This is a genomic window from Salinicola tamaricis, assembly GCF_003006155.1.
Lineage (GTDB): Bacteria > Pseudomonadota > Gammaproteobacteria > Pseudomonadales > Halomonadaceae > Salinicola > Salinicola tamaricis.
The window spans coordinates 3814504-3841213 of sequence record NZ_CP023559.1 but is presented as its reverse complement, the minus strand read 5'-3'; the positions used below and the strand labels follow the sequence as shown (position 1 = coordinate 3841213).

The 26710-nt window shown below is 66.3% G+C and carries 23 protein-coding genes and 5 pseudogenes; 10 read left to right on the top strand and 18 right to left on the bottom strand.

What is annotated here, in order from left to right:
• Window positions 1–78 precede the first annotated feature (78 nt).
• Both CN538_RS23555 and CN538_RS23550 read left to right on the top strand, forming a co-directional pair.
• Entirely contained in the window at window positions 79–342 is a 264-nt protein-coding gene (locus CN538_RS23555) for a helix-turn-helix domain-containing protein (protein WP_242495341.1), read from the top strand.
• The gene (locus CN538_RS23550; protein ID WP_242495340.1) at window positions 339–581 is read left to right on the top strand and encodes a hypothetical protein; all 243 of its coding nucleotides are present in this window, start codon (window positions 339–341) and stop codon (window positions 579–581) included. Before CN538_RS23555 ends, CN538_RS23550 begins: the two co-directional genes overlap by 4 nt.
• Here CN538_RS23550 and CN538_RS23545 read toward each other — a convergent pair.
• From CN538_RS23545 to CN538_RS23540, 3 genes are read right to left on the bottom strand one after another with little or no spacing between them, the layout of a single operon-like run.
• Window positions 578–832, bottom strand: coding sequence for a peptidoglycan-binding domain-containing protein (locus CN538_RS23545; RefSeq protein ID WP_242495338.1), 255 nt, complete (start codon window positions 830–832; stop codon window positions 578–580). The genes CN538_RS23550 and CN538_RS23545 overlap by 4 nt on opposite strands.
• Window positions 723–1268, bottom strand: coding sequence for an N-acetylmuramoyl-L-alanine amidase (locus CN538_RS25625; protein WP_340638176.1), 546 nt, complete (start codon window positions 1266–1268; stop codon window positions 723–725). Before CN538_RS25625 ends, CN538_RS23545 begins: the two co-directional genes overlap by 110 nt.
• Window positions 1210–1515, bottom strand: a complete 306-nt coding sequence (locus tag CN538_RS23540; protein ID WP_242495336.1) for a hypothetical protein — start codon at window positions 1513–1515, stop codon at window positions 1210–1212. The genes CN538_RS25625 and CN538_RS23540 overlap by 59 nt, the downstream gene beginning before the upstream one ends.
• 380 nt (window positions 1516–1895) lie before the next feature.
• Here CN538_RS23540 and CN538_RS17715 point away from each other — a divergent pair, with 380 nt between their 5' ends.
• The 4 genes and pseudogenes from CN538_RS17715 (at window position 1896) to CN538_RS17700 (ending at window position 6269) form a co-directional block, all read left to right on the top strand.
• Entirely contained in the window at window positions 1896–2276 is a 381-nt protein-coding gene (locus CN538_RS17715) for a histone-like nucleoid-structuring protein, MvaT/MvaU family (RefSeq protein ID WP_106420286.1), read from the top strand.
• 423 nt (window positions 2277–2699) lie between these two features.
• Entirely contained in the window at window positions 2700–2924 is a 225-nt protein-coding gene (locus CN538_RS17710; RefSeq protein WP_106420285.1) for a hypothetical protein, read from the top strand.
• Window positions 2925–3386: 462 nt separating this feature from the next.
• Window positions 3387–4743: pseudogene (locus CN538_RS17705) on the top strand (UDP-glucose dehydrogenase family protein).
• Between the two features lie 120 nt (window positions 4744–4863).
• Window positions 4864–6269, top strand: a pseudogene (locus tag CN538_RS17700) (mannose-1-phosphate guanylyltransferase/mannose-6-phosphate isomerase).
• Here the strand turns inward: CN538_RS17700 and CN538_RS17695 are convergent.
• Entirely contained in the window at window positions 6254–7255 is a 1002-nt protein-coding gene (locus tag CN538_RS17695) for a LysR family transcriptional regulator (RefSeq protein WP_106420284.1), read from the bottom strand. The pseudogene CN538_RS17700 and the gene CN538_RS17695 sit on opposite strands and share 16 nt — an antisense overlap.
• 184 nt (window positions 7256–7439) lie before the next feature.
• On the opposite strand from CN538_RS17695, the gene CN538_RS17690 reads away from it, so the two are divergent.
• Together CN538_RS17690 and CN538_RS17685 are read left to right on the top strand one after the other, a co-directional pair.
• On the top strand, window positions 7440–8642 hold the full coding sequence (locus tag CN538_RS17690) for a CaiB/BaiF CoA transferase family protein (protein WP_106420699.1): 1203 nt from the start codon (window positions 7440–7442) through the stop codon (window positions 8640–8642).
• Entirely contained in the window at window positions 8642–9532 is an 891-nt protein-coding gene (locus CN538_RS17685; RefSeq protein WP_340638174.1) for a hydroxymethylglutaryl-CoA lyase, read from the top strand. The genes CN538_RS17690 and CN538_RS17685 overlap by 1 nt, the downstream gene beginning before the upstream one ends.
• Window positions 9533–9634: 102 nt before the next feature.
• Here the strand turns inward: CN538_RS17685 and guaD are convergent, their stop codons facing one another.
• The 5 genes and pseudogenes from guaD to xdhA all read right to left on the bottom strand — a co-directional run bounded on the left by guaD (window position 9635) and on the right by xdhA (window position 15740).
• Window positions 9635–10969, bottom strand: coding sequence for a guanine deaminase (guaD, locus tag CN538_RS17680; protein ID WP_106420283.1), 1335 nt, complete (start codon window positions 10967–10969; stop codon window positions 9635–9637).
• Between the two features lie 16 nt (window positions 10970–10985).
• Window positions 10986–11879, bottom strand: a complete 894-nt coding sequence (gene xdhC, locus CN538_RS17675; protein WP_106420282.1) for a xanthine dehydrogenase accessory protein XdhC — start codon at window positions 11877–11879, stop codon at window positions 10986–10988.
• Window positions 11876–13000 carry a molybdopterin cofactor-binding domain-containing protein gene (locus CN538_RS26540; RefSeq protein ID WP_422917525.1) on the bottom strand — a complete coding sequence of 375 codons (1125 nt, stop codon included), beginning with the start codon at window positions 12998–13000 and terminating at the stop codon, window positions 11876–11878. The genes xdhC and CN538_RS26540 overlap by 4 nt, the downstream gene beginning before the upstream one ends.
• A 72-nt stretch (window positions 13001–13072) precedes the next feature.
• Window positions 13073–14194: pseudogene (locus tag CN538_RS26535) on the bottom strand (molybdopterin cofactor-binding domain-containing protein).
• Between the two features lie 22 nt (window positions 14195–14216).
• On the bottom strand, window positions 14217–15740 hold the full coding sequence (gene xdhA, locus CN538_RS17665) for a xanthine dehydrogenase small subunit (protein ID WP_340638173.1): 1524 nt from the start codon (window positions 15738–15740) through the stop codon (window positions 14217–14219).
• A gap of 197 nt (window positions 15741–15937) precedes the next feature.
• On the opposite strand from xdhA, the gene CN538_RS17660 reads away from it, so the two are divergent.
• A complete protein-coding gene (locus CN538_RS17660; RefSeq protein ID WP_106420281.1) occupies window positions 15938–16570 on the top strand; it encodes a TetR family transcriptional regulator C-terminal domain-containing protein in 633 nt (210 codons plus the stop codon).
• Window positions 16571–17104: 534 nt separating this feature from the next.
• Here the strand turns inward: CN538_RS17660 and modC are convergent.
• The 8 genes and pseudogenes from modC to CN538_RS23530 form a co-directional block, all read right to left on the bottom strand.
• Complete coding sequence (gene modC, locus CN538_RS17655) at window positions 17105–18196, bottom strand: molybdenum ABC transporter ATP-binding protein (protein ID WP_106420280.1); 1092 nt, start codon at window positions 18194–18196, stop codon at window positions 17105–17107.
• Window positions 18193–18888, bottom strand: a complete 696-nt coding sequence (modB, locus tag CN538_RS17650; protein ID WP_106420279.1) for a molybdate ABC transporter permease subunit — start codon at window positions 18886–18888, stop codon at window positions 18193–18195. The genes modC and modB overlap by 4 nt, the downstream gene beginning before the upstream one ends.
• Before the next feature lie 5 nt (window positions 18889–18893).
• A pseudogene (gene modA / locus CN538_RS17645) lies at window positions 18894–19555 on the bottom strand (molybdate ABC transporter substrate-binding protein).
• Window positions 19556–19711: 156 nt separating this feature from the next.
• Complete coding sequence (locus CN538_RS17640; RefSeq protein WP_242495334.1) at window positions 19712–20116, bottom strand: winged helix-turn-helix domain-containing protein; 405 nt, start codon at window positions 20114–20116, stop codon at window positions 19712–19714.
• Between the two features lie 141 nt (window positions 20117–20257).
• Window positions 20258–21649 (bottom strand): PepSY-associated TM helix domain-containing protein, encoded by a 1392-nt coding sequence (locus tag CN538_RS17635; protein ID WP_106420278.1) that lies wholly within the window; start codon window positions 21647–21649, stop codon window positions 20258–20260.
• An 85-nt stretch (window positions 21650–21734) separates the two neighbouring features.
• Window positions 21735–22169, bottom strand: a complete 435-nt coding sequence (locus tag CN538_RS17630; RefSeq protein ID WP_106420277.1) for a DUF2946 domain-containing protein — start codon at window positions 22167–22169, stop codon at window positions 21735–21737.
• 103 nt (window positions 22170–22272) lie between these two features.
• Complete coding sequence (locus tag CN538_RS23535) at window positions 22273–22491, bottom strand: winged helix-turn-helix domain-containing protein (RefSeq protein WP_242495327.1); 219 nt, start codon at window positions 22489–22491, stop codon at window positions 22273–22275.
• A 23-nt stretch (window positions 22492–22514) separates the two neighbouring features.
• Complete coding sequence (locus tag CN538_RS23530; RefSeq protein WP_242495325.1) at window positions 22515–22976, bottom strand: response regulator transcription factor; 462 nt, start codon at window positions 22974–22976, stop codon at window positions 22515–22517.
• Window positions 22977–23230: 254 nt separating this feature from the next.
• Between CN538_RS23530 and CN538_RS17620 the strand changes: the two genes are divergently transcribed.
• The gene (locus CN538_RS17620) at window positions 23231–25528 is read left to right on the top strand and encodes an ATP-binding protein (protein WP_129591408.1); all 2298 of its coding nucleotides are present in this window, start codon (window positions 23231–23233) and stop codon (window positions 25526–25528) included.
• On the opposite strand, the pseudogene CN538_RS26745 reads toward CN538_RS17620, so the two are convergent.
• Window positions 25503–26679 (bottom strand): annotated as a pseudogene (locus CN538_RS26745) (EAL domain-containing response regulator). The gene CN538_RS17620 and the pseudogene CN538_RS26745 sit on opposite strands and share 26 nt — an antisense overlap.
• Window positions 26680–26710 lie beyond the last annotated feature (31 nt).

Genomic DNA, 26710 nt, shown 5'->3' with positions numbered 1-26710 from the left:
TATGACGCACATTGCCTGCGCTGCGTGTATTGCGGAAGATAGCCGTGCAAATCGCCATGTGACGGAAGAGGAGTTGCCATGGAAGCCGATCTCGCGGCGCTGGGTCAGCGACTCAAGGCGCGTCGACAGGCTTGCCGGCTTAGCCTGGATGCCGCCGCCCGGGAGACCGGCGTGAGCAAGGCGATGCTGGGGCAGATCGAACGCGGAGAGTCGACCCCGACGGTGGCTACGCTGTGGAAGATCGCCAGTGGCCTGCGTGTCCCGATGAGTTACTTTCTGGCCCCCGGCCTGACCCCGGCCACCCGATCATCGCCCCCTGGCATCACGATGCTTCAGGCATGACCGTGATGCCGCTGTTTGCCTTTGACCCCGGTCTGGGGTTCGAGATGTTCGTCATCGATCTTCCCCAGGGCACGTTCAGCGAGTCGCCGGCCCATGCGCCGGGGATCGTCGAGCACGTGGTGGTGATCGAGGGGTCATGGAACTCGCGGTCGAGGGGCAGTGGCACCGCTTGGAAACCGGCGATGCCATGCGCTTCGCCGCCGACCAACCCATGCCTATCGCAATCTCGATGCGGCTAGGGCGCGAATCCACGATCTGATCCACTATCCGGCGGGCATGTGAGCGTTGCCAGGTGCGGCTCCTTTAATGCCTCGGGGCGGTACTTGGCGAGCAGTGCCCAGACGATCGCTGCGCTCTCGGCGTCGGGTTCGCCGCGGTAGTCAGAGGGTCGAAAGTGCATCTGGAAGGCGCGCAAGACCGCCTGGGTCCGCATATCTTGCGCACCGCTGGCGGGCAGCGCATAACCGTAGGCGCCGAGCGCGCGCTGCAACTGTGCGAGCGTCGGCGGGCAGCGCTCGAAACGTTGTTGATAGCGGGCGACGCTGGCGGCATCCGGCCAGGCACCGATGCCAGCGGCATGGAGACGCTGGCCAGGGAAAGGCCGGACCCGGGTCGATCTTGCGCTCGGGGGCGATATCGGCGTGGCCGACGATCGCCGTGGGTGGCAGCCGATAGCGTCGAACGATGTCGCCGACGAGCGCGATGACAGCCTTGATCTGTGCCTCGGAGTAGGGCGCCCAGTGCGGTGTCACGGTATCGTCGCCCGGACCACGGTTGACGATCTCGATGCCGATCGACGAGTCGTTGAGCTGGGTCCGGTCCTCCCAGGCGCTGAACGGCCGGCGTGCCAGGCGCGCTTGTGCTCGTCTACCAGCTGCCACACCACCGGCTCGCCACCCGCTGCTCTGGCTTGCGCGCGACCACATAGTGGGCGCTGACCCGGGGGCCCATCAGTGTTTGCAGTGCGCGTGGCGCCTCGGAATCGGTGTAGTGCAGCACGACATAGCGCACGCGCTCGTTGAATGCGCTCGACTGCTGGCGGCGATCGGCTACATAACCGTCTCGCTGTGACAGGCCGGAACTGGCACAGCCGGCGATGACGGTGAGCAGAGCGACGAGGATCGGTAGTTGCCAGGTGCGTGCGAGCAGGGCCTTGCATCTCGGAGGTATCACGGCGTGTCATTGTCCAGGCTGAGAGTTCCAGCGGTAAGTAGGCCCTAGGGGGCCGATGTCTGATATTGGTGGCAGTCAGCCGCCATGGGGCGTGGTAGTCGATAGCATAGCCGTCGCGGCAACGCTCTGCGCCAGTCAATGCGCGGGTTTTGCCCACGGCAAAAGAATACGTACCAAATGGTCCGTTCGATCACTTCCGGGGGTATGGGAAAGTTCATTATACGACGCTTTCCGAGTTGCGTTATCTGCGCCAGGCGGTGTGTCTCCGGGAAATCTCTTATTAACCGGCGGTAAGCAAAAAAATATCATTGCGAGAGGGTTGCATATTGCGAATTTAGCGCAATAATGTGAGGGCCAATCAATCTGCAACGGAACTCAGAATGTCTCTTCTCAGTGACTACGTCAAAAAGGAACAGCTCCTTAAGCAGTTAGAAGAAGAGCTGAAGCGTATGGAAGGTGACCAGCGCCTCAAGGCCGAGCTCGAATTCAAGGAGAAGCTCGAGGCCCTGATGGCGGAGTATGGTAAGTCCGCCTCCGACGTCATCGAACTGCTTAGCCCGCGCCCCAGCAGCGCTGCTGCTGCCAGTGCTCAACCCGCCAGTGCCGGCGGTCGTCGCAAACGCAAGCTCAAGATCTACAAAAACCCCAATACGGGTGAAGTGGTCGAGACGCGTGGCGGTAACCACAAAACGCTGAAAGCGTGGAAGGAAGAGCACGGCGGCGACACCGTGGAGTCTTGGGTAGTGCGCACCGAAGAGTGATCCGATTCGGTGCCCGGTGAATGTGTCCTGAGGCCTTACAGCGTCATGGCACAGCCCTGACCGGCCCCGAGCAGATCACCACAGAAAGAGCGTCTACCCCTAAAGGGTAGGCGCTCTTTGTTGTTGAGTGCTTGAATGTCGTCTTGCTTTTCCAAGACCTTCCCGCATCCTTATCGCTCAGGTAGGTGCCGAGACGCCTCTCGTTTAGGGCGTCTACGCGGTAGATGATTTCGCGGCAGAATTCCGCTATGCTCTTCGACGACCCGCTGAAAGCCTGTTCCGGGGCCGCGTGCGGCCTTGTCGAGAGTGGTTAGCCCGGCCGTCGCAGGTGCATTTCTGTTCAGGTCATTCTTCCTAACTGCCTACACCTGATGGTGTCTGGCCATTGCAGCCAACGATCTTTACTCTATGCCACGCCAACACATGAACGAACGCGATAAACTCCGTAAGTTCCGCGAATTGGACGACGCTTTCGCACAGGCGCTACGAGAGCTGGACGGTGGTTCACGTCAGGTCTCCGCGCCCGCTGGCGATGAACGCCCACGGTTCGAAGATCGTCTCCATGCGCTGATGTCGGAGTATGCGCTGAGCCAGCAATGCGTGCTCGATATGCTGACGACGCTGATCCGGTTGAAATATCTTTCTTGAATGTCGGTGGTGCCGTTTTTAGCCCGATGTGACTTATCTCGCGCTGTTCCGCCTGGCAACGTAGCGTTGCGTTATGTGAGGACGTAGCGTCGCGTTATGTAAAAATCGGGATTGCGAAATCATTTGCCAAAGCCCTTTATGCGATTATCGCGAGTTAAAGTATTTCGCGACGCGATGTGGCGTTTTATGCAATTGCCCCGTAGTTTTAAGCATGCCAGCGCTTACCTATCAGTGAACCGTTGCCTGCTGATCGAGCCTCTTTCGGCAGTCTGTCACTTGGCCTCGCTGCGCCACCGATAGCGTAGGCCGAGCGGGCGGCGGCTCGCGGTTTCGATGTTCCTGGAGCGCGCCACGCAGGCTAAAACCCTTTACCATTGGCACCAGTTATCCTGTGCTCGGTGGTCGTCGCGGTAGCGATAGCGCGGCGCTCGGGCGCTCTCATTCGAAGTCGAAGGAACCGCAATGCGAATCACGATTTTCGGCACGGGCTACGTTGGCCTGGTCACGGGGGCCTGTCTGGCGGATGCAGGCCACGACGTCATGTGCATGGATATCGACGAACACAAGGTCGCGCGGCTCAAGCGTGGCGAGATTCCTATCTATGAGCCCGGGCTGGAAGCGCTGGTCACCGAGAACGTGACCCATGGGCGACTGACCTTCACCACCGATGTCCGCGAGGCGGTGGCGTTTGGCACGCTGCAGTTCATTGCCGTGGGTACGCCGCCCGATGAGGACGGCAGTGCCGACCTCCAGTACGTACTCGCCGTGGCGCGTTCGATCGGCGAGCATATGGATGCCTACAAGGTGGTAGTCGATAAATCCACCGTGCCGGTGGGCACCGCCGATCGCGTGCATGAGGCGATCGCCGAGACCCTCGCCGGGCGTGGCGTCGAGCTGCCGTTCGATGTCTGCTCTAACCCTGAGTTCCTCAAGGAGGGCGCGGCGATCGAGGACTTCACCCACGGTGCGCGGATCGTGGTGGGAACCGACGCCGAACGTGTCAAGGCGCTCATGCGTGAATGCTATGCGCCGTACAACCGGCGCGCCGAAAAGTTGATGTTCATGGATGTGCGTAGCGCCGAGCTGACCAAGTATGCGGCCAACGCCATGCTGGCGACCAAGATCAGCTTCATGAACGAGATCGCCAATCTGGCCGAGCGCCTCGGCGCCGACGTCGAGAACGTTCGCCGGGGGATCGGCAGCGACCCGCGTATCGGCTATCACTTCATCTATCCAGGTTGTGGCTACGGCGGCTCCTGCTTTCCCAAGGATGTCCAGGCACTGTCGCGCACCGCGGCCCAGATCGGTTTATCCGGCACAGCTGCTGGAAGCGGTGGAAGCGGTCAATGAGCGTCAGAAGGCCACGCTGTTCGCCAAGCTCGAACAGGCGTTCGATGGCGCCCTGACGGGCAAGGTGGTGGCGATCTGGGGACTGGCGTTCAAGCCCAATACCGACGACATGCGCGAGGCGCCGAGCCGGGCGCTGATGGAAGCGCTGTGGGCCTCCGGTGCCAAGGTGCGCGCTTTCGACCCCGAAGCGATGGAAGAGTGCGCCCGGCTCTATGGCGAGCGCGACGACCTGACCCTGGTCGACACCCGTGACGAGGCGGTGGTGGGAGCCGATGCGCTGGTCATCTGCACCGAATGGAAGTCGTTCCGCACGGTCGACTTCACCCAGCTCAAGCAGGAACTCGCCACGCCGGTGATCGTCGATGGCCGCAATCTGTTCGATCCTGTGGCGGTGCGCGAGGCCGGGTTGCTCTACTTTGCGGTGGGGCGCGGCGACTCGCTCGATCAGAAGACGCCGCGCGCGCGGTGATCGCGTGATGATAGAGGGGACCGCCGCGGCAGTCAGGTCGTGGTGGACTCGACGTCAGGCCTGGCTCGGCCTTAAGCATCAAAGATTTCTCATGTATCGACCCACTAAGGACGTCAGCGCATGTTGATCCCCGTGGTGCTCGCCGGCGGCGCCGGTACCCGGCTGTGGCCGATGTCGCGGGCAAGCTTTCCCAAGCAGTTCCTGCCCGTGGTGGGGCCGCGCAGCTGCTGCTCGAGACCCTGGATCGCTTTGCTGGCATCGAGCCCGCCGATCCCATCGTGGTGTGCCAGGAGGCGCATCGCTTCGTGGTCGCCGAGCAACTGCGCGAGGCCGGCTGGCGTGCGGAGATTCTGCTCGAGCCGGCGCCGCGCAATACCGCGCCGGCCATTGCCCTGGCCGCGCTGCAGGCGATGGTGCGTGATCCCGACGCCATGCTGCTGGTGCTGCCGGCGGATCATGCCATCCGTGACCCCGAAGCGTTGCGTGCGGCGCTGGGGCCGGCTCAGGCGGCGGCTCGCCAAGGGCGTCTGGTGACCTTCGGGGTGACCCCGACCCGTGCCGAGACCGGCTACGGCTATATCGAGGCCAGCGAGTCGCCGAGCGAACAATTCGCGGTGCCGATCCAGCGCTTCGTCGAGAAGCCCGACGCCGCCACTGCTGAAGGCTACCTCGCCAGCGGCCGCTATCTGTGGAACAGCGGTATGTTCCTGATGCGCGCCGACCGCTACCTGGAGGAACTGGGCGCACATCGCCCTGATATGCTCGACGCGGTGACCGCCGCCTGGGAGGCGCGTCAGTCGGATCTCGATTTCCTGCGCGTGGCACCGGCCCCCTTCGCCGCTTGCGAAGCCGAGTCGGTGGACTTCGCGGTGATGGAGAATACCGCCGAGGGTTGCGTGGTGGCGCTCGACGCTGGCTGGTCCGATGTCGGTTCGTGGCAGGCGCTGTGGGAGATCGCCGACAAGGATGCCGCGGGCAATGCGCTCAGTGGCGATGTCATCACCGAGGATGTTCACGGCAGTCTGATCCATGCCGAGAGCCGCCTGGTCACGGCAGTGGGGGTCAACGACCTGCTGATCGTGGAGACCTCGGATGCGGTGCTGGTGACCCACCGCGAGCAGGCCCAGGAGGTCAAGCGGATCGCCGCGGCGCTCAAGCGCGACAACCGCAGCGAGTGGGATCTCCACCGTCGCGTACATCGCCCCTGGGGTAGCTATGATGGCGTACATCGCGCCGCGCGCTATCAGGTCAAGCATATCTGCGTGGCGCCGGGTGGGCGCCTTTCGCTGCAGCAGCACTTCCACCGTGCCGAGCACTGGGTGGTGGTGTGCGGTACCGCACGGGTGACCTGCGGCGACGACACCTTCCTGCTGACCGAGAACCAGTCCACCTATATCCCGCTGGGGGTGGTGCACCGGCTCGAGAACCCGGGCAAGATCCCGCTCGAACTGATCGAGATCCAGAGCGGCAGCTATCTGGGCGAGGACGATATCGAGCGCTTCGACGACGTCTATCGGCGCGACTGAGTGCCCACCTCGGGAGTCTCTGCTTCGGGGTTCTTCGCCACGGGTGTACTTGCCTCAGCGGCATGCGACTGACGCTGTCCCAAGGTATCGGCGCGCTCACCCGCCGTGGTCAGGTGGTCGACCATCTCACGCGCGATCAGCGGCAGCGAGTCGTAGTCACGCATCCCGATCACCAGCTCGCGCTCGGCCCAGGTATCGCTCAGCGGGACCGTTGCCAGCGACAGGCTGCCCCGGTAGGCCGATACCGCGCGTGCCGGCAGAATGCCCACCCCCATGCCGCGATCGATCATGCGGCAGATGCCCTCGAAACTGCGCACCTGAATGCGCATGCGCAGCGCGCGCTTCAAGCGCTGGGCGTCCTGCTGCAGCAGGCTGTGCAGCGAGGAGTCCTGCTCCAGCCCGATGAAGTCGTAATCCAGCGTCTCGGCGAAGGCGATGCTGTCGCGCTCGGCCAGCGGATGGTCGCTGGCGGTCACCAGCGCCAGGCGGTCGCGGCGATAGGCGCGGGTCTGCAGCTCGGCGGCGGGAATATGCGCCGAGAAGATGCCGATATCGGTGAGCCCTTCGCGCACCGCGGCGATGATCTCGTGGCTCAGGCGTTCCTGCATGTCGATGCGGATCTGCGGATAGCGCCAGGTGAAGTCGCTCAGGTCCTCGGGCAGGAACTCGATCACCGCCGAGGTGTTGGCGTGCATGCGCACATGCCCGCGGACCCCCACGCTGTATTCGCTCAGATCCGCGGTCAGATGATCGAGGCTATCCAGCATGAGCCGTGCGTGATGCAGCAGCGCATGGCCCGCCGGGGTCAGTTCGACGCCGCGCGGGCGGCGGTAGAGCAGGGTGGTCGAGAGCTGCGTCTCGAGGTCGCTGATGCGCTTGCTCACCGCCGCCAGCGCCAGGTGCTCGCGCGCCGCTGCCCGGGTCAGGCTATGCGAGTCGGCGATGGCGATGAACAGGCGCAGGGTAGTGAAATCGAGTCGCTTCATGGTCGGGCTGCAGGCTGACGATGGGTCCCAGAGCCTAACCCAGCATTCGTCTACGGCGAAGCCTGGCTTGACGATTGCCCAATTGTCGCTGCCACTGGGCTACGCCATGCTGCCTGGCATTGGCGGATGGCGCGCCGCGCTGTGTGGCGCCCGCGTCTGCCGCTGCCAACCATGGGAGAAAGCGATGTCGGCAAACGACGGTGCCCAGGCGCTGGCCGGGCTCAAGGTGATCGAATTGGGACAGCTGATCGCGGGACCTTTCGCCAGCAAGCTGCTGGGCGAATTCGGCGCCGACGTGATCAAGATCGAGCCGCCCGGTACGGGGGACCCGCTGCGCAAATGGCGCGTGCTGAAAGATGGCACTTCGCTGTGGTGGCACGTGCAGACCCGCAACAAGCGTTCGCTGGCGCTGGATCTGCGCACAGCGGAGGGGCAGTCGGTGGTGCGCCGGCTGGTGGCTGAGGCGGACATCGTGATCGAGAATTTCCGCCCCGGTACCCTGGAGCAGTGGGATCTGGGCTGGGAGGCGCTGAGCGAACTCAATCCGCGGCTGATCATGGTGCGCATCTCCGGCTACGGCCAGACCGGCCCCTACCGTGATCGTCCGGGCTTCGGCGTGATCGGCGAAGCCATGGGCGGCCTGCGCTATCTCTCCGGTCATCCGGACCAGCCCTCGGTGCGAGTCGGCATCAGCATCGGCGACTCGCTGTCGGCGCTCTACGGCGTGATCGGCGCGTTGCTGGCGCTGCAGGAGCGCCAGCGCAGCGGCCGCGGCCAGTACATCGACGTCGCCCTCTACGAGTCGGTCTTCGCCATGATGGAGAGCCTACTGCCCGAGTACGATGCCGCTGGCGTGGTGCGCGAACCCGCCGGCAGCGCGCTGCCCGGTATTACCCCCTCCAACGCCTATCGCTGCGCCGGCGGCGAATACGTGCTGATCGCCGGCAACGGTGACAGTATCTTCAAGCGCCTGATGCAGGCGATCGGGCGTGCCGATCTGGCCGCTGACCCGCGCTTCGCCCATAACGATGGCCGCAGCCAGCATGCCGACCTGATCGACGGCGCGATCGAGGCGTGGACCCGCCAGCATCCGCGGGATCAGGTCCTGGACACCCTCGAGAACGCCCATGTGCCGGTGGGCTATCCCTATACCGCCGAAGATATCGTCGCCGATCCCCACTATCTGGCGCGCCAGATGATCGAGCACGTGCGCCTGGATGACGGCGCCGAACTCAAGGTGCCCGGGGTGCTGCCCAAGCTGAGCCGCACGCCGGGGCGTATCCACGGCGGCGGCCCGGCGCTGGGGCAACACACCCAGGATGTGCTCGACGAGCTCGGCATCGACCGCGAGACCCAGGCCAAGATGCGCGAGCGGGGGGTGATCTGATGTCTCGAAACACCTTGACGGGGGCGGCCTCTGGCGGCATGCCGCGGGGCAGTGAGCGGGTGACGCTCAACGAGGTGGCGCCGCGCGATGGCCTGCAGATCGAGCCCCGGTTCGTCCCTACAGAGGAGAAGATCCGCTGGATCGATGCGCTCTCGCGCACCGGTGTGGCCAAGATCGAGGCGACCTCTTTCACTTCGCCCAAAGCGATCCCAACGCTGCGCGACGCCGAGGTGGTGATGCAGGGGATCGAGCGCGTCCCCGGGGTCGATTACGTGGTGCTGGTGCCCAACGAGAAGGGCGCCGAGCGTGCCCTGGCGGTGGGGGTCGACGAGATCAATCTGGTGCTTTCTGCCAGCGACAGCCACGGCCGCGCCAATCTGCGCATGAGCGCCGAGCAGTCGCTTTCGCGCTTTGCCGGCATTGTCGAGATCACCCGCGGCAGCGGAGTCCATATCAACGCCTCGATCTCCACTGCCTTCGGCTGCCCGTTCGAGGGCGCGGTGCCGCAGCGGCGGGTGATGGAGATCATCGAGCGCCTGCTGGCGCTGGGCGTACAGGGCATCAGCCTGTGCGACACCACCGGCATGGCCAATCCGCAGCAGGTTGCGACCCTGCGGCGCGGTGCTGGCGCGCTGGCCGTGGCTGCCGTTGACGCTACACGCACGACACACCCGCGGGATGGGGCTGGTCAATGCCTTCAGCGCCTGGCAGCAGGGGGTGACGCCGCTTCGACGCTGCCCTCGGTGGCCTGGGCGGCTGCCCCTTCGCCCCGGGTGCCAGCGGCAATGTCTGCACCGAGGATCTGGCCCACATGTTTGCCCAGATGGGCGTGGAGACCGGCGTCGACCTCGCGCGCCTGCTCGCGGTGGCCGAGGCGCTGCCGGCGCTAGTCGGCCATACGGTGCCGGGCCAGGTGGTCAAGGCCGGTAGCGCCGAGCGGCGCTATCCGCTGCCCACGAGCAGCGAATAGCGAGTAGTGCCGAGGGTGCGGCTCAGGCGCTGCCCGCGGCGGCTGAGTCGCGCACATGCACGGGCTGCCCGTTGGCCCAGGTGGCGGCCACGGTGCGGTCGTCACCCAGCATCATCAGCGCGAACAGGCGCTCGGCCAGCGTCGTGGCACAGCTCAGGCGGCGTGACAGCAGCGGCGTGGCATCCGGATCGAGGACCACGATATCGGCCTCGTAGCCCGGCTGCAGGCTACCGATTTTGTCCGCCAGATGCAGCGCCCGGGCGTTGCCCAGCGTCAGCCGATAGAACCCCTGCCAGCCGGTCAGCGGCTGGCCCAGCAGTGCTCCCACCTGATACGCCCCCTGCAGCGTGCCGAAGCCCGACAGCGAGGTGCCGGCGCCGACGTCGCTGGCCAGCGAGGTGGCCAGCCCGGCGTCGCGGCAGGCCAGGCGGTCCATCAGCCCGCTGCCGAGGAACAGATTCGAGGTCGGGCAGAAGGCGATATTGGCACCCGGCTCGGCCAGACGGCGGCGCTGTCCGTCATCCAGATGGATACCGTGGGCGAAGGTACTGCGCGGACCCACCAGCCCATAGTGTTCGTAGACGTCGAGATAGTCGCGCCGCTCCGGGAAGAGTTCGGCGACCCAGGCGATCTCGCCGCGATTCTCCGACAGATGGGTCTGCAGGTAGAGATCCGGCGCGCTGCGCAGTACCCCACCTACGGCGTCGAGCTGCTCGCGGGTAGAGGTCGGGGCGAAGCGCGGCGTCAGGGTGTAGGCGAGGCGATCACGGCCATGCCAGTCGGCGATCAGGCGTTCGCTGTCGCGCACCCCGCCGAGGGTATCGTCGGTGAGCGCCGCGGGGGCGTGTCGGTCCATCAGCACCTTGCCGGCGAGCATGCGCAACTGACGCCGCTGGGCGGCGCCGAAGAAGCTGTCGACCGAAATCGGATGCGACGAGCAGAACACCTGGGCGGTGGTGGTGCCGGCGCGCAGCAGCTCGTCGAGGAAGCGCTCCGCGGATTGCCGGGCGTGCTCGGCATCGGCGAAGCGGCATTCGGCGGGGAAGGTGTAGTCGTTGAGCCAGTCGAGCAGCTGGTGGCCGTAGGAGGCCATGATATCGAGCTGCACGTAGTGGACGTGACTATCGATGAAGCCCGGCATCATCAGCTTGCCGCGGTAGTCGCTCACCTCGATCTCCGGCGGCAGCCGGGCGGCCAGCGTGGCGTAGTCGTCGACGGCGTGGATATGCCCATCGACGATCCAGATCGCGCCATCCTCGAGATAGCGCGTGGTATCGGGCAGCGGCGTGTTGTCCTCGCCGGGATCGTCGAGGCAGGTGAACAGGGCGCCGCGGAGGAGTCGGTGCGAGTGGGTCATGGTGGCAAGGTCATCGTTAGCGGGCGGAGGGGAAGGCATCTCGCAGCGTGGCCGCAGGGATGCCGCGATGGCGGTCGTCATCCGCTAGAGCGGGCGACGTGGAGAGCGCCAGCAGTTCGGCGGCGACGCTGATGGCGATCTCCTGGGGGCGCTTGGCGGCGCTGGCAGCGAGCCCGATGGGGCAGCGCACCCGCGCCAGATCGGATTCGTCGAGCCCGGCCCGGCCCAGCGCTGCGCGAAAGCTCGCCCACTTGCTGACCGAGCCGATCAGCCCCAGCGAGGCGAGATCGTCACGCGGCGCCAGGGCGGCCACCAGCCGGCGGTCGAGCGCATGGTCGTGGGTCATGATCAGCACGTGGCCATGTCCGACCAGTGCCTTCAGCGTGGCCTCCGCCGCCTCGGCGTCGAGAGTGTGGCAGTGCACCCGGGGGCCGCCGGCGACACCCTCGAACGCCGCCGTGCGGCTATCGAACCAGTCGATCCGCCATGGCAGCGGCGCCAGCAGGGCGACCAGCGCCTGGCCCACGTGGCCGGCGCCGAACAGACTGAGGCGCTGCTCGATGCCGGGGAAGCGCTCGATCAGCACCTGCACGCAGCCGCCGCAGCACTGGCCCGAGCGGGCGCCGAGAACGAAGGTCTCCAGGCGGGTCTGCGGCGTGGCGCAAGGCTCCGCCAGCGCTTCCCGTGCCAGCGCGATCACCTGCTGCTCGAAGTGTCCGCCGCCCAGGGTGTCGATCACCCGCTCCGCCGTGACGACCAGCTTGGCCCCGGGCTCCCGCGGGGTCGAGCCGCTGGCGGCGACGATACTCGCCAGCACGTGGGCCTCGCCCGCCTGCTGCAGCCGGTGGAGCGCCGCGTGCCAGGACTCCGGTGGCCATACGGCTGCGGGGTTCTCCGGGGCTGGGCTCATGAGCGGCTCCGCTGGCGCAGGGCCTCTGCCGCCAGCAGCACGCGCTCGGGCGTTGCCGGCGTGTCCAGATCCGGACTCTCGCGGTAGTCGACCAGGCTGGCGAGGGCGTCTCGCAGCGCCGACCAGACCGAGATCGCCAGCATGAACGGCGGCTCGCCCACCGCCTTGGAGCGGTAGAGGCTGGCCTGCGAGTTGGGGTGCCCCTCCAGCAGCTCGACGTTGAACACCGGTGGCAGGTCGCCGAAGGTGGGAATCTTGTAGGTCGCCGGGCCGTCGCTGAGCAGTCGGCCCTCGGCGTTCCACGTCAGCTCCTCGCTGGTCAGCCAGCCCATCCCCTGGATGAATCCCCCCTCCACCTGACCGCGGTCGATGGCCGGGTTGAGCGAGTCGCCCACGTCGTGGAGCACGTCGACGCGCTCCACCCGGTACTCGCCGCTCAGGGTGTCCACGCGCACCTCGCTCACCGCGGCGCCGTAGGCGAAGTAGTAGAACGGGCGCCCCTGGCCGCTGTCGCGGTCGTAGTGGATCAGCGGCGTGGCGTAGAAGCCGGTCGCCGAGAGCGAGACCCGGGCCAGATAGGCGGCCTGGATCAGCTCGCCCCAGGTGACCCGATGGCCGGCATCGCCATCAGCAGTGACCAGCGCACCCGCTTGCAGCGCCAGCCCTTCGCGGTCCCACTGGTAGTGCTCGGCGGCGAAGTCGAGCAGCCGTCGGCGTATCTGGATCGCGGCATCGCGCGCCGCCATGCCGTTGAGATCGGCGCCGCTGGAGGCTGCGGTGGGTGAGGTGTTGGGCACCTTGTCGGTGCGCGTGGCGCTGATCCGCACCGCCGCCAGATCGAGACCCAGCTCCCGTGCCACCACCTGGCAGATCTTGGTATGCAGGCCCTGGCCCATTTCGGTACCGCCGTGATTGATCATCACGCTGCCATCGGTATAGACGTGGAGCAGGGCGCCGGCCTGGTTGAGATGCTTGGCGGTGAAGGAGATGCCGAACTTGACCGGGGTCAGCGCCAGGCCACGCTTGACCACCGGACCTGACGGTTGAACGCGGTGATCGCCTCGCGGCGCTGCCAGTAGTCGCTGCTGTGGGGTCAGGCGTTCGACAATGTGATTCAGCAACGGGTGCTGGTCGACGCGCTGGCCATAGTGGGTGGTCTCGCGGCCGGGCGTAGAGGTTGCGCTGGCGGATGGTCAGCGGGTCCTCCCGCGATGGCGGGCGATATCGTCCATGGCGCGCTCGATGATCATCATCCCCTGGGGACCACCGAAGCCGCGAAAGGCAGTGTTGGAGGCGGTATGGGCGCGCGCGATGGCCGGTGACGCGTGCCGCGCCCAGCGAGTAAGCGTTGTCGGCGTGGAACATGGCGCGGTCGACCACCGCCTCGGAGAGATCCGGTGAGTGGCCGCAGTCGCCGATCAACTCGATGTCGCCGCCGATGATCACGCCGTGTCGTCGATGCCCAAGCGGTAGCGGTTATGGAACGGATGGCGCTTGCCGGTGGCGCGGGTGTCCTCCGCCCGCGGCAGGCGCAGACGCACCGCGCGGCCGCTGCGCCGGGCGAGCAGCGCCGCCATGCACGCCCAGGGCGCGGCCTGGGTCTCCTTGCCACCGAAGCCGCCGCCCATGCGCCGATTCTCCACCGTCACCGCATGGAACGGGATATCGAGCACCTCGGCGACCAGTTTCTGGGTTTCGCTGGGGTGCTGGTTCGAGGTGTAGACGATCACCGCCCTCGTCTTCGCTGGGGATGACCAGGCACGCCTGCCCGAGATAGAAGTGCTCCTGACCACCGACGAACTGACGCGCTTCCAATAGGTGGGGTGCCTGCGCCAGTGCCTGGACCCAGTCGCCGCCGACCTGGCGGTGGGAGGGGCCACGAACTCACCGGCCGCGGCGGCGGCGACCGCATCGAAGCGTGGCGTCAGCGGTGTGATCTCGACCACGGCGGCGCGCACTGCACGGCGGGCCGCGGCATAGCTGGTGGCGGCCACTGCGAACAGCGGCTGGCCGACGTAGCTCACGGCCGTCTCGGCGAACAGCGGATCCCCCGGGAAGACCGGGCCGATATCACGGTGGCCGGGAATGTCGCCGGCGCTGATGACGTCGACCACCCCGGGGCTTCTGGCCACGGCATCGAGATCGAGCCTGAGCAGCGTGCCCTGGGCGACGTCGCTCAAGCCGACCATGGCATGCAGTGTCCCTGACGGTGCGGGGAGGTCATCGATATAGTGGGCACGGCCGGTGACATGCTTGACCGCACTTTCGTGGCGCGCGGCCTGGGGGTGGCGTGCCGCGGAGGGCTTGGCCTCGATGGCCTCCCGCGCCAGCGGCTCGTCACCCGCACCGGGGCCTCGGCGGCGGACACCGGCGGGCGCGCCTCAACGCGAGTGTGATTGGCCTGCAGACGTTTAGTGAGCGTACGCATCGAGCGCCACCTCCTGGGTATCGTCGCGGCTCGGGTCGGAGGGTCAACGCCCAGCGCTCGAGCAGATTGGCGGCGGCGGTCAGGCGATAGTCGGCGGAGCCGCGCACGTCGTCCAGCGGCGTCAGCGCCGCACGCAGCGCGCGCTTGGCGTCGGCGAAGGCCTCCGCCGTGGCTGGCTTGCCCTCGAGTGCGGCCTCCACCGTGGGCACCCGCAGCGGAGTCGCCGCCATGCCGCCGAAGGCCACGCGCACGTCTTGCAGCCGCTCCCCGGTCTGGCGCCAGTGGAAGGCGCCGAGCAGAGTCGAGATGTCATCCTCGCGGCGCTTGGAGAGTTTCCATACCCGCAGTTGTGAGCCGTTCTCGGGGCGTGGCAGCCAGATGGCGACGATGCACTCCCCCGGGCGCAGGGCGGTCTTGCGATAGTCGAGGAAGAACGCTGAGAGCGGTAGCTCGCGTTCGCCCTCGGGGCCGGCCAGTCTGAGGCGTGCCTCGAGCGCCAGCAGCACCGGCGGGGTGTCGCCGATCGGCGAAGCGTTGGCGATATTGCCGCCGACCGTGGCGCGGTGACGAATCTGCGCGGAGCCGAGACGCTCGAGCAGATGGGCGAACGCGGGGTAGTGGGTCCGCAGTAGGGGTTCCCACTCCTGGTAGGTGACCGCTGCACCGATCCACCATCCCGTTTCCTCTGCTGCGATCCGGCGCAGCTCGGCGACCTGGCGCAGATCGATCACCTCGGGCCACTGTTCGAGCCGCTGGGTGGCGCCGAGCCACAGATCGGTGGCGCCGGCCACCAGCGGTGCCTGCGGATGTTCGCAGCGCAGTCGCGCAAGCTCGGCCAGATGCTGCGGTGTGTGGTAGTGCGTGGCGTGGCTGGCGCGACCGAGGGCGCGCCACGCCGTCTCCAGCTCCGGGTCGTCGGCCCAGGTCGGACGGCTGTCGGGCTGCGCGGCCATGGCATGGGCGGCATCACGGATCGGGCGGTAGCCGGTGCAGCGGCACAGATTGCCGCCCAATGCGGCTTCCAGCGCCTGGGGCGCGAGCGGGATAGTGGACACCTGGCGACGCGACTCGTGCAGGGCGAACAGCGACATCACGATGCCGGGCGTACAGAAACCGCATTGGCTGGCGTGGTACTCGACCATGGCGGCCTGGGCCGGATGCAACGCCTCGCCCCGTGCCAGCCCCTCGACCGTGACCAGGTGGCAGCCCTGGAGCTGATGTGCCGGGGTGATGCAGGCGTTGGCGGTGCGCCACATCGCGGGCGGGGGGGCGTCGGGTTCGGCGATCGCCACGGTGCAGGCGCCGCAGTCGCCGGAGGCGCAGCCCTCCTTGGTACCACAGTGCCCCAGCGTCTCGCGCAGCAACGCCAGCACGCTGGTATCGGGGGGGACGTCGACGCACTGGCGTTCGCCGTTGAGGAAGAATTCGATCATCGCTCACCCCTTGGTAGTGTTGTCGTTATCTTGGGCGTCAGGCGGCGCAGCCAGCGCGAACGCCGAGCGGTGCGTGACGAAAGTCGGTAAAAACTGACCGATCGGTCAAGTCGCTACAGGTTCTCCGATCGTACGCCCCTAGGCAAGAGGGTTCGGGTAAGATTGCGCGTGGGCACTGGACGATTCAAGGAGAGCGCGTGAACGACGCGATTGCAGCGGAACCCACGGTTCGCGAGCGCAACGAACGGCGGATCTTCGACGCCGCGGAGCTGGTCTTCGCGCGCCACGGCTATCGTGGTGCCAGCATTCAGGCGATCGCCGCCGCCGCCGAGCTGCCCAAGTCCAACGTGCTCTATTACGTGGGCAGTAAACGGCGGCTCTACGTGGCGCTGTTGGAGCGCACCATGGCGCGCTGGAACACCGCGCTCAGCGATATCAGCGAAGACGATGATCCGGCCACGGTGATCGAGACGTTCATTCGCAGCAAGATGGCGCTGAGCCAGACGCACCCGCTCAGCTCGCGACTGTTCGCCAACGAGATACTCCAGGGGGCGCCGTTTCTCCAGGAAACCCTCGCCGGCAGCATGCGTGAGTGGGTCGAGTCGCGCGCGGCGATCTTCCGGCGCTGGGCCGAGCAGGGTCGCATGGATCCGGTGGACCCGGTCTGGCTGATCTTCCTGATCTGGTCGGCGACCCAGCACTACGCCGATTTCGAGGCTCAGGTGCTCGGTATCACCGGGCAGGCCGGTCTGGCGGATGCCGATTTCGCCGCCGCCAGCGACTGTCTATGTCAGGTCATTCTCAAGGGGTGCGGGCTGACGCGGGCGTGAAAACCAGAGGGATAAAAACAAAGAGGGTAAAAACCAGAGAGGTACAAGGACGGGGCTAGGGGGCAAGCAAGACAACGAGGGAAAAACGACGAGAACAGGACGATGAGACGTCGAAAACGACACGACGGAAGCGAGTCCTTTCGCACTCGACCTCCTGTCGAGTCTCGACCTTGAGCGCCGGCAAGCTCCTTTTGCTCTGGATCGATCCCTGGGCTCTCCCTGGCGCGATCCCTGCCAAAACGCTGCATCCCTGAGCGGGTTCCTTAGCCTGGCATCCTGCCATGGCCATTCTAGCTGAGCGACGAGTCCGTTCGCTAATGACTTTTTCGTTTAAAATCCAATAATTACAAAAAGAAACAGTGCTCTATAAACGTGTTATCCAGGCCCCCGGGAAGCCGTTGTTTCGGTTGAAGAAAATTCTGCCAAGCGTCCTTGTGAGGAGTGCAGGATGTCATTGGCGCTGCTCTCTTCGTGGCGCTCTATTCATACGTTCCTCGCGCGCGTTCCTCGCCCGCGATCGGTCATCGGCGTGACTCAGGCCGGCACCTCGAAGGCGACACTGCGAATCAGCGCAATCACTTCTCGCCCCGGTGTCAGTTGCATCTCGTCGCACGCCTGTCGGGTCAGGCGCGCGCGCAGCGACTGCTCGCCGACCGCCAGGCGCAGCTCCTGGGCACTGGGATCGTGGGTCGAGGGGGCGGTATCGACGACGCGTGCCATGAGGCCATTGCGATAGCTGGTGGCTACGGGCATCGCCAGGGCGATGGCGACGTCACGCACCCCGACGCGTAGACGCACCTCACTGCCGAGCGGCTGATCGATACGCGGCACGCGCAGCGTCTGGCCGTCGGCCAGGGTGATCCGGGTCAGCGCGTAGTGCGTATCCTGGGCGGTGACCTTGCCGCACAGCCGTGAGGCCGCGTCGAAGCCGCCCAGTCGACCGCCGAGGTCGAGGCGCTGCAGCAGCGCGTCGAGCGGGCCATTTGCGACCAGGCGCCCGCTGTCGATCAGCGCCAGGTGGTCGGCGATGGCGGTGATCTCCTGGGTGTCGTGGCTGACATAGAGCACGGGAATGTCGATCTCCCGGGTCAGCCGCACGAGGTAGCGCAGCAGCTCCTGCTTGCGCTCGCCATCGAGGCCGGTCAGCGGTTCGTCCAGTAGCAGCAGGCGGGGCTGGGAGAGCAGCGCACGACCGATGGCGACGCGCCGGGCTTCACCGCCGGAGAGCGTACCGGGCAGTCGTTCGAGCAGCGGCTCGATACCCAGCAGTGCGACCAGGTCGTCGAAGCGCGCACGGGCGGTCCGCGGCATGCCGTAGGTGAGGTTGCCGCGTACCCGATAGTGGGGAAACAGACGCGGCTCCTGGAATACCACGCCCAGTCGGCGGCGATGCACCGGTACCGCAATACCCCGCTGGCAGTGGGTCAGCCACTGCTGATCCAGGCGCACATGACCTGCATCCGGGCGGTCGAGGCCGGCGATCAAACGCAGCAGGCTGGTCTTGCCGCTGCCGGATTCCCCGAACAGCGCGGTTACCCCGCTCGCCGCCACCTCCAGTGCCATCTCCAGGGTGAAGTCGCCGAGGCGCTTGCGCAGGTCGAGCGAGAGGGCGTTGCGGGGGGTCATCGGTCGCGCTCCTGCAGGCGCCGCCGGGCGCGGCGAGCGAGCCACTCGGAAGCGATCAGCGAAAGCATCGCGATAGCGATGGAGAGCGCGCACAGACGCGCGGCGGCGGCCTCCTTGCCTGGGGACTGGATCAGCGTGTAGAGCGCCAGCGGCAGGGTGCGGGTTTCACCGGGGATGTTCGAGGCGAAGGTGATGGTGGCGCCGAACTCCGACAGCGCGCGAGCGAAGGCCAGCACGCTGCCGGTGAGCAGACCGGGCAAGGCGAGCGGCAGGGTGATGGTGAAGAGCACTCGCCAGCGCCCGGCACCGAGGGTCGCCGCGGCGGCCTCGAGCTTGGGGTCGACCGCTTCCAGCGACAGCCTCACCGCGCGCACCAGCAGCGGAAAGGCCATGACCCCGCCGGCCACGGCGGCGCCCTGCCAGGTGAACGGCAGAGTGATACCCAGCGTCGTCTGCAGCCAGTGTCCGAGCCAGCCCTGGCGCCCCAACGCCAGCAGCAGCAGATAGCCCACCACCACCGGCGGCAGCACCAGCGGCAGGTGGATGACGCCATCCAGCAGTGACTTGCCGCGGAAGTCATGCCGCGCCAGCAGCCAGGCCAGCGCAATCCCGGGGATCAGTGTCCAGCCTACTGCGCTGCCGGCGATCTTGAGGCTCAGCGCCAGTGCCTGCCATTCGGCGTCCGAGAGCACTCGGTTCAGTCGCCGGTGAGCGGCGTGAAGCCGTAGCGGATGAATATTCGACGTGCCGCGTCACCGGCCAGCCACTGGCGCAGCGTCTCGGTGGCGGCGCTGGGCGAGGGCGTGACCACTGCCATGGGGTAGGTGATCGGCGTGTGGCTGGCGTCGGGAAAGACGCCGATCTGACGCACGCCGTCGCTGGCCTCGGCATCCGTCTGATAGACGATTCCCAGCGGCGCTTCGCCACGCTCGACCAGGGCCATCGCCGCGCGCACGTTGTCGCCACTGGCCAGGCGTGCCTGAAGCGCCGGCCACTCACCCAGGGACTCGAGCGCCTGCTTGGCATAGATGCCCGCCGGCACGTGGTCGGTATTGCCCACCGAGAGCCGCTCGCCGGCGCCCAGCCGAGTGGCGATGGACGTACCATCGCCGGGGGTGAAGGGCGCGATATCGCTGCCGCGAGGGGCGATCAGCACCAGCCGGTTGGCGAGCAGGTCGATACGCTGGTCGACCGTGGCGCCCTGATCGGCGAGCCAGTCCATCCACTGCTCGTTGGCCGATAGGTAGAGATCCGCCGGTGCGCCGTTGCGATCTGACGTGCCAGGGTCGAGGAGGAGGCGTAGACCGGCACCACCTCGACATCGTGCGACTGCTCGTAGCGGGCGATGGCGCTGTTCATGGCATCGGTGAGCGAGGCCGCGGCGAACACCTGAATACGCTCGGCGGCGCTGGCGCTGAGCGGGAGGAGTGTGAACAGCACGGCGCCGAGGGTGGCGGCGGTGCGCGGCGCGGGCATGGCGTTCTCGCTATGTCTGTTTGGAAATAACGGGAACGACTATAGACCAGCCGAGCGAGAGCGTCGACCCCACTCGCTGGCGGCGAGTGTCGCGTCGGCAACCGCTGTCCGCTCAGGACTCGGATGACGGGGTGTGCGGCGAGCGCAGCAGCCCACGCAGGGCCGCGCTCTCCGGCGCGGCGTCGAGGCGCAGCAGCAGCGCGCGATAGTGGGCGATGATGTCTCGGGCCAAGGGGTCAGGGTCGCGCCGCCGCGCTGGCTGCCACCGGAACTGGTGTCGACCAGCGCGGCGTCGAAGTGACGGCTCATGGTCTCCAGCAGCTGCCACGCTTTCTTGTAGCTCAGACGCATCTCGCGGCAGGCGGCGGCGATCGAGCCGTAGTGCTCGATCGCCTCGAGCAGCGCGATCTTGCCCGGGCCGAGCACGATATCGCGCTCGGCCACCAAGCGCAGCTGGAGCTGGGGGCGGGGGTGATGGTGCGGGTCATCGAGAACAAGCCGTGGCTGGGGACGATGCCCTACCATAGCACTCGGCTCTGGCCATACCAGAGCCGAACGATGCTAGCGCAGCGCCGGACGGTGCGCTCACGCGGTACGCGCAAGGCGCATGGCGTTCGACACCCGCCAGCGCAGCCAGTCGATCGCCACGAACAGTACAAGGCTCGCCCCCATCACCGGCAGCGCCAGGCCCAGTGCCAGCGCCACCAGCAGTACGCCCAGGCGTGGCCCCCAACTGAGCTGTGCGAACAGTGTGCTCAGGGTCTGCGGCGCGGCGCGCGTGCCGCTCGCCGGACGCCGCTGCCACCACATCCGGTAGCCCCAGAAGATCAGGGTTGCCAGGCTGCCGGCCACTGCCACCAGCGCCAGCTGATTGGGTAGCCCGAAGAGTACGCCCATGTGCAGGTCGATGCCCCAGCGGGTGAGCTTGGCCGCCAGCGGGAAGGTGGAGAAATCGGTGCGGTCGAGTACCGCGAAGCTGTGCGGATCCAGCGCCACCTGATCGACCTCGGTGGGCCACTCGCGGCCGATCTCGCGCACCTTCCAGGCGCGGTCCGGCGCCGCCGGCGGTAGCAGCTCGATCTTGCCAGCCAGCAGGCCGGCATGGCGGGCCGCCGCCAGTGCGCTATCGAAATCGGCGCCGGTGACCCCGGAGGCGGTCATGCTCATACCCCCCGCAGCGTGATGGTGCTCGGCGTGGGGATCGGCGGCCGCTGCACTCTGCCCCTCGAGCGCCGTGGAGACACTCGGCGTTCCCCAGCCCCAGGCATGGCGCAGTTCGGCGATATTGCCGCCGGCCCACTTCGACCAGGTCAGGCCGGTAGCAGAGAAGAACACCAGTCCCAGCGCGGCGACGATGCCTAGCGTGGCGTGGCGTTGGCGCCGACGCTGCGGGCTGGCCGCCGGCGCGCGGCGGGCGCCGCGGCGTTGCCACCACAGCACCACACCGCCCAGCGCCAGCAGCCATAGCCAGGAGGCGGCGAGTTCGCTGTAGACGCGCCCCGGCTCGCCCAGCAGCAGGCTGCGATGGAACTGATCGATGGTGGTGCGCAGCGGCAGCACGCCGCTGGTGCCGTAGACCGGCAGGTCGCCGCGCACGGCCAGCGTCACCGGGTCGATGAACAGCGCGCGGTGGCGGAATTCACCCACGCTGGGATCATCGAACATCACCCGGGTGGTCTGGCCCATGGCGGGCGCTGGGCGCACCGCGGCGGGAGCTTGGCTGATGCCCGCCGCGGCCTGGGCGGCGGCGATCTGGCGTGCCAGCGGTTGCGCCTCGCCCTGGCTCTGGGTGGTCAAGGCGTCGTGGTAGACCCACTGCTCGAGCTGCGGGGTCAGGGCGTAAGCGATCCCCGATAGGGCCGCGATCAGCAGAAAAGGCCCTACGAGGAGGCCGACATAGAAGTGCAGCCGCGTGATCATCGCGAGCAGCAGTTGACGGGTGCGGCGGCGCTCGGCCGCTGCCGTGGGGGTAGACATGGTGATCTCCGAATTGGCGACGTCGGCAGCGCTGCATTGGCGTGCCGACAGAGCCCGGCGCGGTGAGGCGGCGGGTGCTGAAAGGTCAGCTCAAGACGAAGGCGCCGGGTGGCGCGCGGGGCGAAAAGCGCTGGTGCGGATCGGGCGGTGCCGCTAGCGGCGTGGGCGCTGCCACGCTGGGGGCGGCGGGTGACACGATGGGCGGGGGTATCACCGCGGGGGTGGCGATCCCCGGGGCATGCAAAAACAGCTCGCAGTAACCGCAGGCCGCCAGATGCCAGTGGTCGCTGGCACTGAAGCGCGTGACGGCGCGCATGCCGTGGTCGCCGATCATGGTGGCGGATGGCGCGGCAGCGTGATGATCCTGCGTCTGCAGTGTGTGCAGCAGCATGCCGCCGTGCGCGGGCATCTCCATCAGGCGCTGGGACTGGCTCACCAGCGGACCGACGAATGCCATCAGCATGGCGAACAGCGCCAGCCAGGTCAGCGGTCGGTAGCAGTGGTGCCACAGGCGGGTCATGGCCGGAGTCCGTCGCGTCGTCGACCCGCGACTCTAGCGCTTCCGGGCGGTGGCGCCAATCATCGGGCCCGGGGTGTGTAACTATGTCGCAGGCACTTGGCTTTCAGTGCGTCACCATCTGGCCCTCCAGGCGATAGCCGTGCTGATAGATACTCTGCAGGCGCACGCCGTGGCGGCCATCCAGCTCGAGTTTGCGTCGCAGGCGACTCACGTGAGTGTCCAACGTGCGCGTGGAGAGGCTGCCGTTCTGCCCCCACACCACCTCGAGCAGATGCGCCCTCGACAGCAGCTCTCCGCTGTGGGCGAAAAACAGGCTGATCAAGCGATATTCCCGTTCGGTCAAGGTCACCGGGCTATCGGAGAGCAGCACCTGACGCTGATCCGCATCCAGCGCGTAGGGCCAAAGCGGCTACGCTCGCGCTCTCTGTGCTGATCCCGGCGGCGTGTCAGGGCGTTGACCCTGGCCACCAGCTCCAACGGCCGCAGCGGCTTGCCCAGGAAGTCGTCGGCACCCAGCTCCAGCGCCTTGACCACCGACGCCTCTTCGTCGTTGGCGGTGATGAACAGGATCGGCCCCTGCCAACCATCGTGGGTACGCAGGTGACTCAGCACGTCCATACCGCTGGCATCGGGGAGATACCAGTCGAGAATGATGAGATCGAACCGCTGGCTCTTCAACGCGCGCTGGAATTCGCTGGCGCGGGCATAGGTGTGCACGCGATGGCCGGCGCCTTCCAGGCAGATGGTGATGAATGCCTGCTGATCGGGATCGTCTTCCAGCACGCCGATGTCTATCGATGAACTCATGCGACAACCTGCCCTTGAATGATCATTATCGTTCTCGATCCAGTCTGCCTTAGCGACATACAAGTTCCCAGTCGAACTGGAGAGTGCGAGAGTGCATTACGCTCACGTTTAAACCTTTATCGGCAAGATGCCGATAAAAGTGTGGGGGTGCCAGGACGATATCGCTATTCGGTCGTCGCCTCTCCCCGAATTTTGGCTGACATGTGCCGCCACGGGCATGGACTCGATTGATTGCGTGCCGGAGATGGCTCCTCGTGTCACACAGCTCGGTGATGTCTCGCTTGAAAGACGTGCTACCGCTGACCCGCCGGTTCTCCGCGGTGATCGTGGTCACGCTACTGTTTCTCATCAGCACGGTCACCACGGCAGGCATCACCTGGATGCGCCAGCACGCCGTCGGTGAGCTGTCGTCGGATGACCTGGTTTGGGCGGCCCATCGGTTGAGTCGAGACAGCTACAGGATTGCGCTGCAGATCGAGACGCTGTCGTCCGAGACCGACTGGGATAGCCTGCGGCGAGACGTCGAGGGCCTGTCGCAACAGGTCGCCGATCTATCGCAGTATGCGCCGATCGAGGCGCGCGCATCGGCATCTACCGGTGGCGCCGGCCGAACGGAGGCAGTGCTCGGCCAGGCCGTGGCGCGGCTGAAGCTGGAGCTGGGGTCGCTCGCGTCGCAACCATTCGCCCGTCGTCTTGCGGCGATACCCGAACTCCGTCGTGGGATCGCGCCCATCCTGGCGGCTTCGCAGGGACTGGCGATGCGTACCCATGCTCGGGCCGAGTCGCTGCACCGTTTCGAGCACCATCGACTGTCGCAGCTTCATCTCTTCGTGATGGGCCAACTGGTCATGACGCTACTCTCTGCGGCCTTCCTGGTACGGGCGCTGTGTCGTGAGGCGAAAGCGTGGAAACGTCAATTGTGTGAACTCGAGAGGCAACGGGAGGCGTTGAACGACGCGCGCGAACGCGCGGAGTCCGCCAGTGTCGCCAAGTCGGAATTCATGGCCATGATGAGCCATGAAATACGCACGCCGCTCAATGGCATTGTCGGCATGGCGGATTTGCTGGATGCCGACATAGGCTCGCTCCAGGGAGAGCGGTATCTAGCCGCCTTGAAACAGAGCGCCGCCGGCTTGCAGGTCATCATCAACGATATCCTCGACTATTCGAAGCTGGAAGCCGGCACGTTGGTTCTGGACCTCAGCGCCTTCGATCTCGAGGCGTTCATCGCTCAGGTCCGCGACGCCTATCGTTACGGTGATACTGGCGTGGCGTTCTCGGCGACACTCGCTTCCGAGCTGCCCAGGTGGGTAATGGGCGACGTGACGCGTCTGCGGCAAGTGGTGGTGAACCTGCTCGACAACGCGTTCAAATTCACGCCATCGGGTCAGGTGACGTTGAGCGTGTATCAAGAGGGCGAAAGCTGGCTGCGGTTCGAGGTGAATGACACCGGCTGCGGTATTCCGGCCGAGAAGCGAGACCGCCTGTTCGCACCGTTCTCGCAGGTGGACAGCTCGATCACCCGGCGGCATGAAGGCACCGGCCTGGGACTGGCGATATGCAAGCGCCTGATCAAGGCGATGCAGGGAGAGATCGGCTTCGAGAGCCGGGAGTATGAGGGCAGCCGCTTCTGGTTTCGCCTGCCGTTGATCGAGTCCTCGGCCGACGCCGCCGAGGCAGTCGCACCGAGATCGACTGAGTGGGTCTCGATGGCACTGCACTCCTGCCATGTCCTTCTGGTGGAGGACAATCCGATCAATCAGCAGGTGGCCAAGGGCCTGATGGAATCACTGGGCCTACGGGTGACGCTGGCTGACAACGGCAGCACGGCACTGTCAGTGTTGGCCACCCGGCACGACTCGTTCGATCTGGTATTGATGGATATGCAGATGCCGGTGCTGGACGGTGTGGAGACCACGCGACGTTGGCGTGCCGGCGAGCAGGGCCAGCGTCTACCGATCGTGGCGATGACCGCCAACGTCATGCCCGAGGACCATCAGCGCTGTTTCGACAGTGGCATGCAGGGCGTGATCACCAAACCCTTTACCCGGGCGAGCCTGCAGCGGGAGCTCGCCAAGTATCTACCGAACCGCGATGCCGGCGGGTCTGGCGAGAAACCGATGGCCTCCCTCGGCATCGCGACGCAGGCGGCGACGCCATCGGTCGATGCGTACCCCGGTGATATCTGTGAGTCGACCCTGCAGGAGCTTTGCGCATCGCTACCGCAGACGGCGATCGAGTCGCTCTATCGGCAGTTCTTCCAGCGCTTGCCGAGCCGATTCGATGCCCTGCGCCATGCGCTCGAGACCCAGGATATCGCGACCCTGCAGCGCGAAGCGCATGCCTTGAAGGGGGCGGCGGCGGCGTTGGGGTGTCAACGACTCGCCATCTTGGCGGCGGGCTGTGAAGGCCTGGCCAAGCAGCGCGCCAGCGAGGGGCTGCCCGGTGCGGTCACGGCGCTGATCGACAGCGGAGCGCCGGCGCGGGCTGCCGTGCTCTCCCATCTGGCTATCTCGCTCCCGGCGCTCAAGGCCTCGGCCGCGCAGGCGTGAACGGCGTGATCAGATGATGGCACCAGTGGATCAAGTCTTCCTCGGCGAACGGGCGTGCCAGCCAGAATCCCTGTCCCAGATCATAGCCGGCGGCTTTGAGCAGTGCGTGCTGCCCGGGGGTTTCGATACCTTCCGCCACCACGGTCATACCGAGCCGATGTCCCAGATCGAGAATGGAGAGCGCGATCGCTTCGGCACGCTTGTCCTGCTCGAGACGTGAGATGAAGCTACGGTCGACTTTCAGCTCATCGAACGTGATCCGATGGAGTTGCATCAGCGACGAGTAGCCGGTGCCGAAGTCGTCGAGTGACAAGCGACAGCCGCGCTGGCGCAGTCCGCTGAGAATATGCTTGGCATAGCCCAGACACCCCAGCGTGGTGGACTCGGTGACTTCCAGAATGAGGTTGCCGGTAGCGATGTCGTAGCGCGCGATCAAGCGATCGAAAGCCTCGAACAGGTCGACGGATCGAATCCATGCCGCGGGCACATTGACCGCGAGGCTGAGGTTCCAGCCCAGCCAGCCGCCGCCAGCGTCGCAGCTGGCGGCAGGCGAGAGCCAGCACCTGCCAGGTCAGTTCGACCATCATCTCATGACGTTCTGCCAGAGGAATGATGATGTCGGGCGAGATCACGCCACGGCTCGGTTCCTGCCAGCGCAGCAGCGCTTCGACGCCGACCACGCGGTTGCGCTCGAGATCGAACTTCGGCTGGTAGACCAGGAAAAGTTCCTCTTCGGCCAGCCCTCGCGCCAGCTCCTCCCCGGTGGGGGCATTGGGTTTGCGGGTGGCCGGTATCAGCCAGCGCTCCAGCTCCACGATGAGCTTCGACTTGTGCAGAAAACCGAGCATGTCGAGGCCGCGCTGCTCACCGTAGTGAATGATGCGATTGGCGATGTCATGGTGGCAGCCACTGATGACGAGAATGCTGGCGCCGATCTTCAGATCGGAGAGGTACTCCAGAATATCGAGCCCGGTAAACTCGCCTAGAGAGAAATCCAGCAGTATCAGATCTACCTGCAGTCTGTGAGGGGATCTCGCCAGCTCCTCCAAGCCCGTGGCGGTGTCCACGCAGTAGCCCCGCTGGATCAGCAGATGCTCACACAGAGAGCGAATATCGGCGTCGTCATCGACGACCAGGGCGAGTCTGCTCATGGAAGCTCCCAGAAAAAGCGGTGGCAGGCAT